Origin of the sequence: Massilia oculi, from assembly GCF_017582745.1 — a bacterium.
In the GTDB taxonomy this organism is placed as follows: Bacteria; Pseudomonadota; Gammaproteobacteria; order Burkholderiales; family Burkholderiaceae_D; genus Telluria; species Telluria oculi_A.
Window position 1 is genome coordinate 175671 of record NZ_JAFVIM010000001.1, and the last position, 15161, is coordinate 190831.

Below are 15161 nucleotides of genomic sequence, written 5' to 3' on the forward strand. Positions count from 1 at the left end.
GCTCTATGCCCTGCCCGCTTCCGCCAATTTTTCCAGTTCGCGCGCGATCGCCTCATTGGCGTCGCGCTTGCCCACGCCATGCGCCGCCTGCGCCATCGCCAGGCAACGCTCGCGCGTCGTGTCTTGCAGCAGGCTCGCCAGCCGCTGCGGATTCAGTTCGCCCTGCGGCTGGTAGCAAGCCGCGCCCTGCTTGTCCATCCACACCGCGTTGTCGCGCTGGTGGCTGGTGGTGCTGGCGACGAACGGCACCAGCACGCTGGCCACGCCGGCCGCCGTCAATTCCGACACCGTGATCGCGCCGGCGCGGCAGATCACCAGGTCGGCGTTCGCGTAGGCGGCGGCCATGTCATCAATGAAGTCGACCACGTTTGCGTTGACACCGGCCTGCAAATAAGACGCGCGCAGCGCATCGATATTCTTCTTGCCCGACTGGTGGGTCACGATCGGGCGCAGGGCCGGGTCGATCAGGGCCAGGGCCGCCGGCACGCTGTCGTTCAGGACTTTCGCGCCCAGGCTGCCGCCCACGACCAGCACGCGCAGCGGACCGCTGCGGCCGGCGAAGCGTTCGCCCGGCACGGGCAGGTCGAGGATCTGCTGGCGCACCGGGTTGCCGGTGACCACCGCCTTGCCGGCCGCCTTGCCGAAGTCCGCCGGGAAGCCGAACAGCACGCGCTGCGCGACCGGCGCCAGCGTCTTGTTCGACAACAGCAGCGCGGCGTCGGCGTTCACCAGCGCCAGCGGGATGCCGCGCGAACGCGCGGTCAATCCTCCCGGGACCGTGACGTACCCACCCATGCCCAGCACCACGTCGGGACGACGGTTGCCGAGATAACGGCGGCAGGTGATGAAACTGGCCGCCATCTTGAAGGCGCCCTTGACGGTGTGGCCCAGGCCCTTGCCGCGCAGGCCGGCGAAGTCGATGGTGTCCATCGGGATGCCGGCCTTCGGCACCAGCTCCGTTTCCATGCCGTGGGCCGTGCCCAGCCAGCTCACTTCCCAGCCGCGCGCGCGCATGGTCTGCGCGATCGCGATGCCGGGGAAGATGTGGCCGCCGGTGCCGGCCGCCATGATCATCAACTTCTTCGTCATGTGCGTCCTCCGCGCATCCGCACCCGGTTCTCGTAGTCGATCCGCAGCAGGATCGCCAGGCCGATGCAGTTGAACATGACGCCCGAGCCGCCAAAGCTCATCAGCGGCAAGGTCAGGCCCTTGGTCGGCAACAGGCCCAGGTTCACGCCCATATTGATGAAGGTCTGCACGCCGATCCAGATGCCGATGCCCTTCGCGGCCAGGCCGGAGAAGGTCTGGTCCAGGGCGATCGCCTGGCGGCCGATGTCGAAGGCGCGCTTGACCAGCCAGTAGAACATGGCCACCACCACCAGCACGCCGACCAGGCCCAGCTCTTCACCGATCACGGCCATGATGAAGTCGGTATGCGCTTCCGGCAGGTAGTGCAGCTTCTCGACCGAGGCGCCCAGGCCCACGCCGAAGAATTCGCCGCGTCCGAAGGCGATCAGGGAGTGCGTCAACTGATAAGCCTTGTCCAGCGCGTTGCCCTCTTCCCACGGGTCGAGGTAGGCGAACATGCGCGCGCGGCGGAACGGCGACAGCGCGATGATCGTGCTGAAGATCAGCACCAGCAGCGCGCCGATGCCGCCGAACCAGACGATATTGATCCCGCCCAGGAACAGGATGCCCATGGCGATGCAGACGATCACGCCGAAGGCGCCCAGGTCGGGCTCGAGCAGCAGCAAGGCGCCGACCAGGCCGATCGCGACCATCATCGGCAAGAAGCCTTTCGTCAGCTTGTGCATGTATTCCTGCTTGCGCACCGTGAAGTCGGCCGCGTACAGCACCACTGCGATCTTCATGATCTCGGACGGCTGCAGGTTCATCACTTTCAGCGACAGCCAGCGCCGCGCGCCGTTGACCGACACGCCCAGGCCCGGGATCAGGACCAGCACCAGCATGACCAGCGTGCCGATGAACAGCATCGGGGCGTATTTCTGCCACACCGCGATCGGAATCCGGAACACCACCGCGGCCGCGACCATCGAGACGATGATGTACATCGCCTGGCGATACAGGAAGTATTCGTTGCGGTCTTCCAGGTAGCGGAACTTGGGCGAATCGGGCAGCGCGATCGACGCCGAATACACCATCACCATCCCGAGCAGCATCAGGAGCAGGGTGACCCAGACCAGCGGCTGGTCGTAGTCCATCATCTTCGACGGCTTGCTGCGGCCGTCGACGGTGGCGTCGCTGGCCGTGCCGGAGAACTTGAACGGAATCTGGAAGGCCATCAGATCTCCTGTCCCTTGTCCAGCGCGATCTCGCGCACCGTGTCGACGAACACCTGCGCGCGGTGCGCGTAATTGGTGAACATGTCGAGGCTGGCGCAGGCCGGCGACAGCAGCACGGCATCGCCGGCGCGCGCGAGACCCGCAGCGCGGCGCACCGCCTGCGGCAAGTCATCCAGGTCAAAGGCCGGCACGCCGGTCGGCTCGATGGCGGCCCGCACGCTTGGTGCATCGCGGCCGATCAGCAGCACGGCGCGCACGTGATCCGCGACCGGATGCGCCAGCGGCGAAAAGTCCTGGCCCTTGCCGTCGCCGCCGGCGATCAAGAGGATCTGCTGGTCGGCCCCGGTGAAGGCCTTGCCCAGGCCGGTCAAGGCGGCCACGGTGGCGCCGACATTGGTGCCCTTGCTGTCGTCGTAGTAGTCGACGCCGTCGATGGTGGCGACCAGTTCCACGCGGTGCGGCTCGCCCGCATATTCGCGCAGGCCGTGCAGCAGCGGCGCCAGCGGCAGGCCGCAGGCGCGGCACAGGGCCAGCGCGGCCAGCGCATTTGCCGCATTGTGCAGACCGCGAATCTTCAGCGCATCGGCCGGCATCAGGCGATTGACGATGGCGTCGACTGGCTCGGGCACCTCGCCTTTCTTGCGTTTCTTCTCGATTTCTTCGCCCGGCACGGCATTGGCCAGCCACAGCACGCCACGTTCTTCCAGCAGGCCGAAGCTGTTGGCCTCCACCGGCTCGCCGGTGCCGAAGGTGTATGACGGAGTATCGACCGCCGTCATGCGCATCACGCGCGCGTCGTCGCGGTTCAGGACGCGGATGGTAGCAGTGCCGAAAATACGCGCCTTGTCCGCCGCATAGGCGTCCATGCTGCCGTGCCAGTCCAGGTGGTCCTGGCTCAGGTTCAGCACCGTCGCGGCGTCGGCCTGCAGGCTGAACGTGGTGTGCAGCTGGAAGCTGGACAGTTCCAGCACCCAGGCCTGCGGCAAGTCGTTCGCATCGATCGTTTCGCGCAGCACGTCCAGCGCGGCGGGGCTGATATTGCCGGCCACGCGCGTGGTCAGGCCAGCGCGGCGGCACAGCAGGCCGGTCAGGCTGGTCACCGTGGTCTTGCCGTTGGTGCCGGTGATCGCGATGACTTTTGGCGTGTAGCCGCTCGTTTCACGCAGGTGCGCGAGCGCCTGCGCAAACAATTCGATCTCGCCCCACACCGGCACGCGGCGCTCGGCAGCGGCCGGGATGATGTCGGCCAGCTCGCGATTCGGCGCCAGGCCCGGGCTGACGGCAACGAAGTCGACTCCGTCGAGCAGCGCGGCACTGAAACCTCCCGCGACGAATTCGGCGTCAGGCACGGCGGCGCGCAGCGCCGGCAGGCGTGCCGGCTCGGCGCGCGTATCGGCCACGCGCACGCGTGCGCCGGCCCGCGCCAGCCATTGCGCCATCGCCAGCCCGGATTCGCCCAGGCCCAGTACCAATGCGTGTTTGCCGTCGTAGTTCATCTCAGCGCAGTTTCAACGTCGACAGACCGACCAGGATCAGCACCATGGTCACGATCCAGAAGCGGACCACGACCTTGGTCTCCTTCCAGCCCTTTTGTTCGAAATGGTGGTGCAGCGGCGCCATCAGGAAGACGCGGCGTCCGGTGCCGTAGCGCTTCTTCGTATATTTGAAATAGCTGACCTGGATGATCACCGACAGGGTCTCGGCCACGAAAATGCCGCCCATGATGAACAGCACGATTTCCTGGCGCACGATGACGGCGATGGTGCCGAGCGCGCCGCCCAGCGCCAGCGCGCCGACGTCGCCCATGAACATCTGGGCCGGGTGCGCGTTAAACCACAGGAAGGCCAGGCCCGCGCCGGCCATCGCGCCGCAGAAGATCAGCAGTTCGCCCGCGCCCGGGATGTACGGGATCAGCAGGTATTTTGAGAAGGTCACGCTGCCGGTCAGGTAGGCGAACAGGCCCAGGGCGCCGCCCACCATCACGGTCGGCATGATGGCCAGGCCATCGAGGCCGTCGGTGAAGTTGACGGCGTTGGACGATCCGACGATCACGCAATACGTCAATGCGATGAAGCCCCACACGCCCAGCGGGTAGCTGATGCTCTTGAAGAACGGGACGATCAGGTCGGCCTTGGGCGGCAGGTCCATCGAGAAGCCCGACTGCACCCATGCATAGAACAGCCCCATCGCTTCCCATGGCGAAGCGGCCGACAGCGCGAACGCCAGGTACAGCGCCGACGTGATGCCGACCAGCGACATCCAGAAGTATTTCTCGCCCGAGCGCATGCCTTCCGGGTCTTTATAGACGACCTTGCGGTAGTCGTCGACCCAGCCGACGGCGCCAAAGCCGAAGGTCACCACCAGCACCGGCCAGATCAGGCGGTTCGACAGGTCGCACCACAGCAGGGTCGAGATGCCGATCGCGATCAGCACCAGCACGCCGCCCATGGTCGGGGTGCCGTGCTTGGTCAGGTGGCTTTGCGGACCATAGGTGCGCACCGCCTGGCCGACCTTCAGTTCGGTCAGCTTGCGGATCACGAGCGGGCCGGCGACCAGGCCGATCGTGATGGCGGTGATGGTGGCGAACACCGCGCGGAACGTGATGTAGTTGAACACGCGCAGAGGACCGATATAGTCCTGGAAGTATTGTGCGAGCCAGAGAAGCATATTAGTGGGCGCCCTTGCCAATGGTGGTTGATCCGGTCAGGTGCTGGACTACGCGCTCCATCTTCATGAAGCGCGAGCCCTTCACCAGCACAGTCGAATTGGTATTGCCGCCCAGTTTTTCATCCAGTGCTGCCAATAATTCGTCGAACTGCTCGTAATGCCGCGCTCCCGACGCGACCAGATGGCGCGCCAGCTCGCCCGTCGCGAGCACGGTCTCGATGCCACGCGTAGCTGCGTAAGCACCGATTTCTTCGTGAAACTCTTTTCCTTGCGCGCCGACTTCGCCCATATCGCCCACGACCAGGATGCGCGGCGCCGGGTAGGCCGCCAGCACGTCGATCGCGGCCCGCATCGAATCGGGGTTCGCGTTATAGGTGTCGTCGATGACGGTCGCGCCGTTTGCAGCGGTCTTGCGTTGCAGGCGGCCGCCGACCGGGGCGAACGCTTCCAGGCCGCGCACGATAGCGGCCTGCCCGATGCCGGCGCCGAGCGCGCAGGCGATCGCCGCCAGCGCGTTGCGTACATTGTGTTCGCCGGCGGCTGCCAGCTTGATGCTGAATTCCGCACCGCGCGCCGTCACCTGCAGGTCGCTGCCGAAACCATTGCTGGTATAGCTGGCGCGCACGTCGCAGGCATCCGACAGGCCGAAGGTGATGACCTCGCACGAGGCTAGGGCCCGCCACAGGTCCGTATAGACGTCGTCGCCCGGGAACACGGCCACGCCATCGTTCGACAGCGATTGCAGCACCGAACCGTTCTCGCGTGCCACCGCTTCCACGGTGTGCATGAATTCCTGGTGCTCGCGCTGGGCGTTGTTCACCAGGCCCACAGTGGGCGTCGCGATCGCGCTCAGGCGGCCGATCTCGCCCGGATGGTTCATGCCCAGCTCCACCACCGCGGCGCGATGAGAAGCGTCGAGACGGAACAGGGTCAGCGGCACGCCGATCTCGTTGTTCAAATTGCCCTGGGTCGCCAGCCGCGCGTCTTCGCCGACGGCGGCAGCCAGGATCGCCGCGATCATTTCCTTGACCGTCGTCTTGCCATTGCTGCCGGTGACGCCGATGACGGGAATCTGGAACTGCTCACGCCAGGCGTGAGCGATACGGCCCAGCGCCACCAACGTATCCGGCACCACGATCGCCGGCAGGGTCCAGCCTTCCGGCAGGCGCGACACGACGACCGCGGCAACATCGCGCGCAACGACCTGGTCGAGGAAGTCGTGGGCGTCGAAGGTCTCGCCGACCAGGGCGACGAACAGCGCGCCCGCTTCCACCTTGCGGCTGTCGGTCGACACGCCCTCAAAGGGCGCGTCGGCGCCGACCAGGCGCGCGCCCGGAATCGCATCGACGAGTTGTTGCAACGATCCACGCATCAATGCGTCCTCAACATGGTGAGCCGCGCCGTCAATGCCAGCGAGGCGTGGTCCGCATCCGAGAACGGCATCTTGCGACCCTTGATTTCCTGATAGGGCTCGTGGCCCTTCCCTGCCAGCAGGATCACGTCCTGCTTGGCGGCCTGCTTCACCGCCAGCAGGATGGCGGCCGCGCGGTCTTCTACCGTCTGCACGCGCGCAGCCTGCGACGTGTCCATGCCGGCCACGATCTGGGCGATGATGCTCGCCGGCTCCTCGCTGCGCGGGTTGTCGCTGGTGACCAGCACCTGGTCGGCGCCTTGCGCGATGCGGCCCATCTGCGGGCGCTTGCCCGGATCACGGTCGCCGCCGCAGCCGAACACGCACCACAGCTGGCCGCCACGATCGGTTGCGACCTGGCGCAGGGCGTCGAGGGTTTTTTCCAGCGCGTCCGGCGTGTGCGCATAATCGATCACGACCATCGGCGCATCCTGCCCGCCCATCTGCTGAATGCGGCCCGGCGCCGGGACCAGGGTCTCGATCGCATCGACCGCCGCCTTCAAGGTCACGCCTTTCGCCAGCAGCGCGCCCAGCACCGCCAGCGTATTGCTGACGTTGTAGTTGCCCACCAGTTGGGTGCGCACGGTCGCATTGCCTTGCGGCGTCTCGACCTGGAACTCGGTGCCGGCGTTCTTGCTGCGCATGCCGCCGGCGCGCAGCACGGCCACGCCATCGGGCGCCTCGGCGGCGGCGATCGTGTAGCCGGTGACGGCCAGGTCAGGGAACTTCGTGCGCAAGTGCGCCACCAGGCGCTGCCCGGCCGGATCGTCGAGGTTGACCACGGCCTGCTTCAGACCATCCCACTCGAACAGCTTGATCTTGGCCGCCTCGTAGCTTTCCATGTCGCCGTGGAAGTCGAGGTGGTCGCGCGTCAGGTTCGTGAAGATCGCGACATCGACGTGCATGCCCGCCGTGCGCTCCTGCACCAGGCCGATCGACGAGGCTTCGATGGCGAGCGCGCTGGCGCCCGCTTTCTTCAGTTCGGCCAGCTTCTGGGCCAGCAGCACCGCGTCCGGCGTCGTATAGCCTGTGACGTCGAATTGCGGCTCGGCCTTGCCCTTGATCAGGCCCACGCCCAGCGTGCCCACCACGGCGGCGGCTTCGCCCAGGCGCGCCAGGGTTTGCGCGGTCCACAGCGCGCACGAGGTCTTGCCGTTGGTGCCGGTGACGGCCACGGTGAACATGGCGCGGTCCGGATAGTCCAGCACCGCGTGCGCGATCGGGCCGGCATTCTTTTTCAGGTCGCCCACGGCCAGGTGCGGCACGGTGAATGCGGCGTCCCAGCTGAAACCGTCGGCTTCGTGCACCACGGCGGCGGCGCCGGCTTCGATGGCGGCTTCGATGTAGCGACGACCGTCAGCGGCCTCGCCCGGATAGGCGAAGAACACGTCGCCGGGCTTGACGCGGCGCGAGTCGGAAACGAGACGGCCGCCTGGGGCGGCGGCGCGAATCCATTCGATGGTGTCGTGCAGGCTCGGGGCCATCACATGCTCTCCTCTAGAGGAACTTCCGGAATGATGATGTCCGTGATCGATGAATCGGGCGGCACGTTGGCGGCCCGCAGCGCATTGGAAAACAGGTCGGCCGCGGTCGGCGCGGCGACGAAGCCGCCGGTGCGCAGGGGACCGCTCGGATCGTCGACCATCACCGCGATGATGAAGCGCGGCTTGGACATCGGCCCGATGCCGGCGAAGTAACCGATATTGTTGGTGCGCGAATAGCGGCCGTTGACGATCTTCTCGGCGGTGCCGGTCTTGCCGCCGATGCGGTAGCCGGCGACCTGGGCGCGCGAGGCGGTGCCGCCCGGGCCGACCACCGATTCGAGCATGGTGCGCACCTGGGCCGCGGTCTTGGCCGAGATCACCTGCTGGCCCACCGGCTGCTCGTCCACCTTCACGAACGACAGCGGGATGATGTCGCCGTTGCGGGCGAAGATCATGTAGGAGCGCGCCATCTGCAGCAGCGACACCGACAGGCCGTGGCCGAAGGCCATGTTGGCGTATTCCACCGGCTTCCAGGTTTTATAGGGACGCACGCGGCCGGCCGCGGCGCCGGGGAAGCCGAAGCGCGGCGCCTGGCCGTAGCCGACCTTGGTGTACAGCTCCCACATCTCCTGCTGCGGGATCATCTGGGCGATCTTGACCACGCCGAGGTTCGACGATTTCTGGATGATGCCGCTGACGGTCTGCACGCCATAGTTATGGAAGTCGCGGATGCGGCGGCCGGTCACCATCATATAGCCCGGATTGTTGTCGAACACGGTGTCGGGCGTCACGCGGCCGGTTTCCAGGCCGAGCGCCACGGTGAGCGGCTTGATCGTCGAACCCGGCTCGAAGGTGTCGGTAATGACGCGGTTGCGCAGCTGCTCGCCGGTCAGCTTGGAGCGGTCGTTCGGGTTATAGGTCGGGTAGTTGGCCAGGGCCAGCACCTCGCCCGTCTGCACGTCGAGCACCACGGCGGCGCCGGCCTTGGCATTGAACTTCTCGACCGCGTTCTTGATGCTGGTGAAGGCGATGTACTGCAGCTTGCTGTCGACCGACAGGGTCAGGTCGCGGCCCTGGTGCGGCTCGCGGAACATGCCCAGGTCTTCGGCGATGTGGCCGAGGCGGTCCTTGATCACGCGGCGGCTGCCCGCCACGCCCATCAGGGTCTTCTGGTGCTGCAGCTCCATCCCTTCCTGACCCTTGTCCTCGACGTTGGTGAAGCCCACCAGGTGGGTCATCACTTCGCCCTGCGGATAGAAGCGCTTGTATTCCTTGCGCGTGTCGATGCCGTCGATCTTGAGCGCCAGGATCTGGTCGACGATCGGCATCTCGACCTGTCGCTTCAGGTACACGAAGCTGCGGTCGGAGTCGAGCTTCTTGCGCAGCTCGGATTCCGGCATCTCGAGCAGGTTCGCCAGCGCGCGCAGCTTTTCCGGCGGCGCCTGCAGCACGTCTTCGGGGATGCCCCAGATCGCGCGCACCGGCAGCGAGGTGGCGAGCACGGCGCCGTTGCGGTCGAGGATGCGGCCGCGCGTGGCCGGCAGCTCGAGCGTGCGCTCGTAGCGGCTCTTGCCCTGCTTTTGCAGGAACTGGTTCGACACGCCCTGCAGCCAGACCGCGCGCACGGCCAGCGCGGCGAAGGCCGCGAACAGGACGAACAGCACCAGGCGCGAACGCCAGTCGGGCAGGCGCACCGCCAGGACCGGGCTCTTCGAGAAAGCCACGCCCTTCGACGCGGCCACCCGCGCATTGCTGTTCTTGGCGCCGCCACGCATCATGGGGCGCCCTCCGTCAGGTACTGGGTCCGGGCCGGGCTCAATGGCGCCATCTCGAGCTGCGAACGGGCGATCTGCTCGATGCGCTCGTTCTTGGCCAGGCGCGACTGGTCGAGCTGGAGCTGGTCCCAGTCGATGTCGAGCTGGCGCGCGTGCTGCTGCAGGCGCTCGAGCTCGATGAGCAGGTGGCGCGCCTGGTAGCGGGCATTGACGACCGATAGCGCGCAGCCCACCAGCAAGGCGGTGAGCAAGACGTTCAGCTTGACGCTCATGCAGCCGTCCCCAGGCGTTCGGCCACGCGCAGCACCGCCGAGCGGGCGCGCGGGTTCTCGCTCACTTCAGTCTCGGACGGCTTGATCTTGTCGATCAGCCGCATCTCGGGCTGCGGCAGGTCGACGGCGCGGATCGGCAGGCGGCGGTCGGGTTGTTCGACCTTGGCCTTGGAGGCGAGGAACTGCTTGACCATGCGGTCTTCCAGCGAATGGAAGGAAATCACGGACATGCGCGCGCCCGGCGCCAGCATGCCGTAGGCGGCCGTCAGTCCTGCTTCGAGGTCCTCAAGCTCTTTATTGATGAAAATCCGGATAGCCTGAAAGGTCCTGGTTGCCGGATCCTTGCCTTTTTCGCGGCCCTTGACCGCGCTTGCCACGATTGCGGCAAGCTGTCGTGTGCCTGAAATCGGTTCGACTGCGCGGCCAGCAACAATCGCCTTTGCAATCTGAAAAGCATACCGCTCTTCTCCATAATCGCGTATCACCTTTTCCAATTGAAGTTGCTCCGCGGTCGCAATCCACTCGGCGGCCGACATGCCGCGCGTGGTATCCATGCGCATGTCGAGCGGGCCATCGTTGCGGAAGCTGAAGCCGCGGCTGGCGTCGTCCACCTGGGGCGACGAGATACCCAGGTCGAGCAGGATGCCGTCGACCCGGGGGATGCCGCGCGCGGCCAGCGCGTCGTGCATCGTTGCAAAGCTGTCGTGGACGATCGTGAAGCGTGGATCGTCGATTTGTTCTGCAGTGGCAATGGCTTGCGGATCTTTGTCGAACGCGATCAGGCGCCCTTGCGGGCCCAGGCGCGACAACAACAGGCGGCTGTGGCCGCCCCGTCCGAAAGTGCCATCTATATAGATACCGTCAGCGCGTGCGCCCGCGAGGTTGAGCGCATCGACCGCTTCGTCAAGCAGCACCGTTCGATGCTGGTACATAGGCACCGTCAAGGAATCCGTCATCGGCGCCTCAGAAAGAGAAATTGGAAAGAACATCGGGCATGCCACCGGCGACGGCCTCGGCCTCGTCCTCGGCCAGCTTGGCGGCATTCCAGATTTCGAAGTGGGTGCCCATGCCGAGCATCATCACTTCCTTCTCGAGCCCGACCGCGGCGCGCAGTTCGGGCGAGATCAGCACGCGACCGGCGCTGTCGAGCTCGACATCGACGGCGTTGCCGAGGAAAATGCGCTGCCACGCACGGGCCGACATGGGCCAGGCAGCAATTTGTTTACGGTGCTCTTCCCATACCGGGCGCGGGAAGAAGAGGAGGCAGCCATGGGGGTGTTTGGTCAAGGTCATGCGGCCCTCGCACTGAAGCGTAAGGGCGTCACGGTGCTTGGCCGGAATCGACATTCGGCCTTTTGCATCGAGATTGATCGCGGACGCGCCCTGGAACACGTATTTACCTAGCTTTGGAGAGTTGTTTGTCGTTGTTTGCCGGACGCCGGGAGCCGAAGGAATTACCCACAACCCTCCCACAAATCGACACTTTTTCACACCGTTTCCCACTTTAGTGGAAGCAATGTTGACGGTCAAGCGAATTCACGATTGACGAAATCGACTTTTTTCAATGAAACCAAGGACTTAGGCGCAGGTGCGCGGCACCCGGCCCAACAAAATGTTCCGTAAAATTAGGGACTTAGCTGTAGGAGTGAAAGAAAGGCCTGAGTTGTACAGACGATGTTTACGTTTGAGCAACGTCAATCGGAAGCAAAATATTGACGTAAAGAAACAACTATTGTGCCTGCCGGACTACTGTACGGGCATCCAGCTCCCCCGGTAGACACAGCGCTTTTCAGTTCATGCCCATCTGTGCGGCGCCAGCCGGTGCGGCCCGATACAGGGCCTGCAATAGCGCTTCTCCCTCCTGGACGCTGACCAATAGCGACTGGCCATGGCGCGCGGGCAAATAGACCAGGTGTTCGCCATCGGTCACGGCGACAAACAGCGACTCCCGGTTATCAAAGCCCACGCCCTCCCCGGCGCCATCGTCGATACGATCGCCGCTGCGCCCGCCAAAGCGGCCGGCGATGTAACCCGGCAGGCTGATGCCGTTCCTGCGCGGCCCCAGCCCGTCCGGCGCCAGGGCCGCGCGGTCGCCATGGCGGGCGCGCGCCAGGTCGAACTCGGCAATGTCGCGTGCATATTCATAGAAGTAGCCCGCGCGCACCACGAGCTGGCCGTCGCGCAGCTCGAGCGTATTGTGCGACACGCTCCAGCCCAGCCCCGCCGTGAAAGGCAATACCAGCGCCGCCGCGCACGCCGCGGTGCGCAGCCTGCTGGCCAGCGGCTTCCCGCGCAGCAACAGCAGCGGCAGGCAGGCCGCCAGCAGGGTGATGCCGGCCAACGCCAGATAGACGGCAAGGCCGGGCGCGGGCACATCGAATCGCATCGTTCTCTCCATCACGGACACCGCCAGCCGGCGCCAGTGCTACCTTAGCAGAAGCGCTGGAAAGATAACCCATCCACCGCGGCGCCTGGACATGCAGATGCTTACAACTGTGGCGCACTACGCACTATCCACAGTTAACTATTTTGACTTTGGGAAACTAAAAACGTAATATCGGAAAATATGAACACCCCAACAGACCTGCAGCCGGCAGCGGCTTACAATGCCGCGGACTATTGCTCGACCAAGGAGGCCGCGGCCAGCCTGGGCGTCTCGCACCGCACGGTGCAGCTGTGGGTGGAGAACGGTACGCTGCAAGCCTGGCGTACTGCCGGCGGCCATCGCCGCATCACGGTGGAGTCGGTGAACCGCCTGGTCGACGGCCGGCGCATCGCCATCGGCGCCCCTCCGGCGCCAGCCAGCGCGCCGGCGCCGGGCAAGCCGCGGGTGCTGGTGGTCGACGACGATCCTCTGATGCTGCGCCTGTACGAACTCGAGATGGCGGGCTGGGGCCTGGACCTCGAGGTGGTCAAGGCGAACAACGGCTTCGAAGCCCTGATCCGCATCGGCGAACAACGCCCCGACCTCCTGGTGAGCGACTTGAACATGCCGGGCATGGACGGTTTCCGCATGATCCGCACCCTGCGCGAAGACAGCGGCACGGCCGGCATGAACATGATCGTCGTCAGCGGCCTGGACCGTGCGACGATCAAGGCCATGGGCCTGCCCACCGACATTCCGGTCTTCCCCAAGCCAGTGCCGTTCGGCGAACTGCGCGAGGCCGTCGAGAACGGCCTGGTGCGCGCGTAAACTGCTATGCTGGGGTCCGACGCGGCGCGGATACCATCATGACCAACACCATCCTCGTGGTCGACGACCAGGACGAATTGCGGCTCCTGATCTCGCTCACCCTGCAATCGCTGGGACGTATCGTCGAAGCTTCCAATGCCGAACAGGCACTGGCACGGCTCGCCGACGAGCGCCCCGACCTGGTCGTGCTCGACATCTGGCTCGGCCCTGGTGCGAGCGGCCTCGACGTGTGCGCCGAACTGCGGCGCGATCCGCGCCATGCTGCAACCAAGGTCATCCTGTTGTCGGCGTGCGGCCAGCAAAGCGATATCGCGGCCGGCATGGCGGCCGGGGCCGACCTGTACGTGGTCAAACCGTTCAGTCCGCTGGAATTGCTCGATGCGGTGCACGGCCTGCTGGACTGAAACGTTGCATAAAAGAAATGAATATTTCTTTTAGAGACACTTCTCTAGTTTTGACGTCAATTCCGTAAATCCGAACAGTTTCGTGACACTACGATAACGCAAATGCGTCCCTCGACACCCTTCGGCTCCTCCGTCGTCCCATATCTTTTGAACAATCCCGCAAAAGCAAAAACATACTGCCAAGACCAGTCGCGCCGGTGTCGGCGCGGCCGCGCGCAAGCCGCCTGTAAAGCCGTTATGATGGGTTCATCGACTATTTACCCGGCAATTCTCGGCTTCCACCATCATGTTGCGCGCATCCCGTCTCCTCGCGGCCAGCCTGGCCGCCGCTACCCTGGCCCTGCCGGCCGTGGCGGACGCGCGCGTGGTCTCGGCCAGCTTCGAAGCGCGCTTCGAGATTGTCGCCACCTGCTCGGTCAGCGTCGCCCGCTCGGTGGACGTCGCCTGCGCCAGCCCGGCCACGCCCTACCTGCTCGGTGCCAGCGCCGCACCCTCCCAGCGCAGCACCGACCTGGACGCACGCCGCGTCACCGTCTACTTCTAAGACGTTTTTCTTATTTGCATATCAGCATTTCTTCGTAGGCGCCTCGACGGGCGCCGTCGATAATGGCTGAGTGAATCATTCCGCCCCTACTCTCGACACCCACGCAAGCGCGGACAATGCCGACCGCCTGGTGCACTGGCTGATCGACAGCGTGCAGCTGGAAGCGACCGTGTTCCACCTCGGCCAGTACTGCGGCCGCTGGCAGGCGTCCACCGCCGGTCGTGGCCTGGGCAGCTTCCACCTGGTGCTGCATGGCGAGTGCTACCTGCACGCCGAGGGCCGCGCGCCCGTCCACTTGCGCGCGCGCGACGGCGTGTTCATGCTGCGCGATACGCCGCACTTCCTCAGCCCCGATCCCGACCCGGCCAGCGCCCGTCCCGGCCTGCCGATGCAGCAGCTCGGCCAGGCCGCGCCCGACGCCACCGCCCTGGCCTGCGGCTTCTTCCACTTTCGCAGCGCGCTCAGCACGCTGATCGCCGACTCCTTCCCGGACAGCCTGGTGCTGCGCGCCGACGACCCGTCGCTGCAGGCCCTGAACGCGCTGTTCGAACTGATCCTGCTGGAGCCGCCGCGCGACCCCGATTCTCCGTCGCCGCTGGTGGCGCGCCTGGCCGAGCTGATGTTCTTCTATGTCATCCGCCACGTGGCCCGCCAGCAAGACATCGCCACCGGACTGCTGGCCGTGGCCAGCCGCCCCGAGTTCTCGCCCCTGCTCGACCGCATGATGCAGGAGCCCGGTCAAGACTGGTCGACCGAGAACATGGCGCGCGCGGCCCATATGTCGCGCTCGAGCTTCTACAAGCACTTCAGCGAGGCCAGCGGCCAGGCCCCGGCGCAGTTCCTGTTGCTGCTGCGCATGAAGATCGCGGCCCAGCGCCTGCACGGCGGCGAGACGGTCGGGCGCACCGCCGGCCACGTCGGCTACAACTCGTATGCCGCCTTTTCGCGCGCCTTCTACAAGGTGATGGGCGAGCATCCGGGCACCTTCCGGCGCGGCCGCCACGTCCACGTCAAGACGCCTGTGAGCGGGCCGATTCGGACGATCGAGCAGAAAACAAGGACGGGTGTGTCCAAACGTGTTTTTCATTCGCCGCTAAAATGACGGACC

General features: G+C 65.6%; 15 protein-coding genes. 4 read left to right on the forward strand and 11 right to left on the reverse strand.

What is annotated here, in order from left to right:
* Positions 1-3: 3 nt before the first annotated feature.
* From murG to J3U95_RS00825, 11 genes are all read right to left on the reverse strand, one after another.
* Positions 4-1089, reverse strand: coding sequence for an undecaprenyldiphospho-muramoylpentapeptide beta-N-acetylglucosaminyltransferase (gene murG / locus J3U95_RS00775; protein WP_229519565.1), 1086 nt, complete (start codon positions 1087-1089; stop codon positions 4-6).
* Positions 1086-2303 (reverse strand): putative lipid II flippase FtsW, encoded by a 1218-nt coding sequence (ftsW, locus tag J3U95_RS00780; RefSeq protein ID WP_208276817.1) that lies wholly within the window; start codon positions 2301-2303, stop codon positions 1086-1088. The genes murG and ftsW overlap by 4 nt, the downstream gene beginning before the upstream one ends.
* Positions 2303-3799: a UDP-N-acetylmuramoyl-L-alanine--D-glutamate ligase gene (gene murD / locus J3U95_RS00785; RefSeq protein WP_208276818.1), complete on the reverse strand. Its 1497-nt coding sequence runs from the start codon at positions 3797-3799 to the stop codon at positions 2303-2305. Before murD ends, ftsW begins: the two co-directional genes overlap by 1 nt.
* 1 nt (position 3800) lies before the next feature.
* A complete protein-coding gene (gene mraY, locus J3U95_RS00790; RefSeq protein ID WP_208276819.1) occupies positions 3801-4970 on the reverse strand; it encodes a phospho-N-acetylmuramoyl-pentapeptide-transferase in 1170 nt (389 codons plus the stop codon).
* A 1-nt stretch (position 4971) separates the two neighbouring features.
* The gene (locus J3U95_RS00795; RefSeq protein WP_208276820.1) at positions 4972-6342 is read right to left on the reverse strand and encodes a UDP-N-acetylmuramoyl-tripeptide--D-alanyl-D-alanine ligase; all 1371 of its coding nucleotides are present in this window, start codon (positions 6340-6342) and stop codon (positions 4972-4974) included.
* On the reverse strand, positions 6342-7865 hold the full coding sequence (locus tag J3U95_RS00800; protein WP_208276821.1) for a UDP-N-acetylmuramoyl-L-alanyl-D-glutamate--2,6-diaminopimelate ligase: 1524 nt from the start codon (positions 7863-7865) through the stop codon (positions 6342-6344). The genes J3U95_RS00795 and J3U95_RS00800 overlap by 1 nt, the downstream gene beginning before the upstream one ends.
* Positions 7865-9643, reverse strand: a complete 1779-nt coding sequence (locus tag J3U95_RS00805; protein WP_208276822.1) for a peptidoglycan D,D-transpeptidase FtsI family protein — start codon at positions 9641-9643, stop codon at positions 7865-7867. The genes J3U95_RS00800 and J3U95_RS00805 overlap by 1 nt, the downstream gene beginning before the upstream one ends.
* Entirely contained in the window at positions 9640-9912 is a 273-nt protein-coding gene (gene ftsL, locus J3U95_RS00810) for a cell division protein FtsL (RefSeq protein WP_005668224.1), read from the reverse strand. The genes J3U95_RS00805 and ftsL overlap by 4 nt, the downstream gene beginning before the upstream one ends.
* Positions 9909-10889 carry a 16S rRNA (cytosine(1402)-N(4))-methyltransferase RsmH gene (gene rsmH / locus J3U95_RS00815; protein ID WP_208277060.1) on the reverse strand — a complete coding sequence of 327 codons (981 nt, stop codon included), beginning with the start codon at positions 10887-10889 and terminating at the stop codon, positions 9909-9911. The genes ftsL and rsmH overlap by 4 nt, the downstream gene beginning before the upstream one ends.
* Positions 10876-11304, reverse strand: coding sequence for a division/cell wall cluster transcriptional repressor MraZ (gene mraZ, locus J3U95_RS00820; protein ID WP_040776953.1), 429 nt, complete (start codon positions 11302-11304; stop codon positions 10876-10878). Before mraZ ends, rsmH begins: the two co-directional genes overlap by 14 nt.
* Positions 11305-11701: 397 nt before the next feature.
* Complete coding sequence (locus tag J3U95_RS00825) at positions 11702-12298, reverse strand: hypothetical protein (protein ID WP_208276823.1); 597 nt, start codon at positions 12296-12298, stop codon at positions 11702-11704.
* Positions 12299-12478: 180 nt separating this feature from the next.
* Between J3U95_RS00825 and J3U95_RS00830 the strand changes: the two genes are divergently transcribed.
* The 4 genes from J3U95_RS00830 (at position 12479) to J3U95_RS00845 (ending at position 15155) form a co-directional block, all read left to right on the forward strand.
* Positions 12479-13105 carry a response regulator gene (locus tag J3U95_RS00830; RefSeq protein WP_208276824.1) on the forward strand — a complete coding sequence of 209 codons (627 nt, stop codon included), beginning with the start codon at positions 12479-12481 and terminating at the stop codon, positions 13103-13105.
* 38 nt (positions 13106-13143) lie between these two features.
* The gene (locus J3U95_RS00835; protein ID WP_208276825.1) at positions 13144-13509 is read left to right on the forward strand and encodes a response regulator transcription factor; all 366 of its coding nucleotides are present in this window, start codon (positions 13144-13146) and stop codon (positions 13507-13509) included.
* Positions 13510-13795: 286 nt separating this feature from the next.
* On the forward strand, positions 13796-14053 hold the full coding sequence (locus J3U95_RS00840; RefSeq protein WP_208276826.1) for a hypothetical protein: 258 nt from the start codon (positions 13796-13798) through the stop codon (positions 14051-14053).
* 70 nt (positions 14054-14123) lie between these two features.
* On the forward strand, positions 14124-15155 hold the full coding sequence (locus tag J3U95_RS00845) for an AraC family transcriptional regulator (RefSeq protein ID WP_208276827.1): 1032 nt from the start codon (positions 14124-14126) through the stop codon (positions 15153-15155).
* Positions 15156-15161 lie beyond the last annotated feature (6 nt).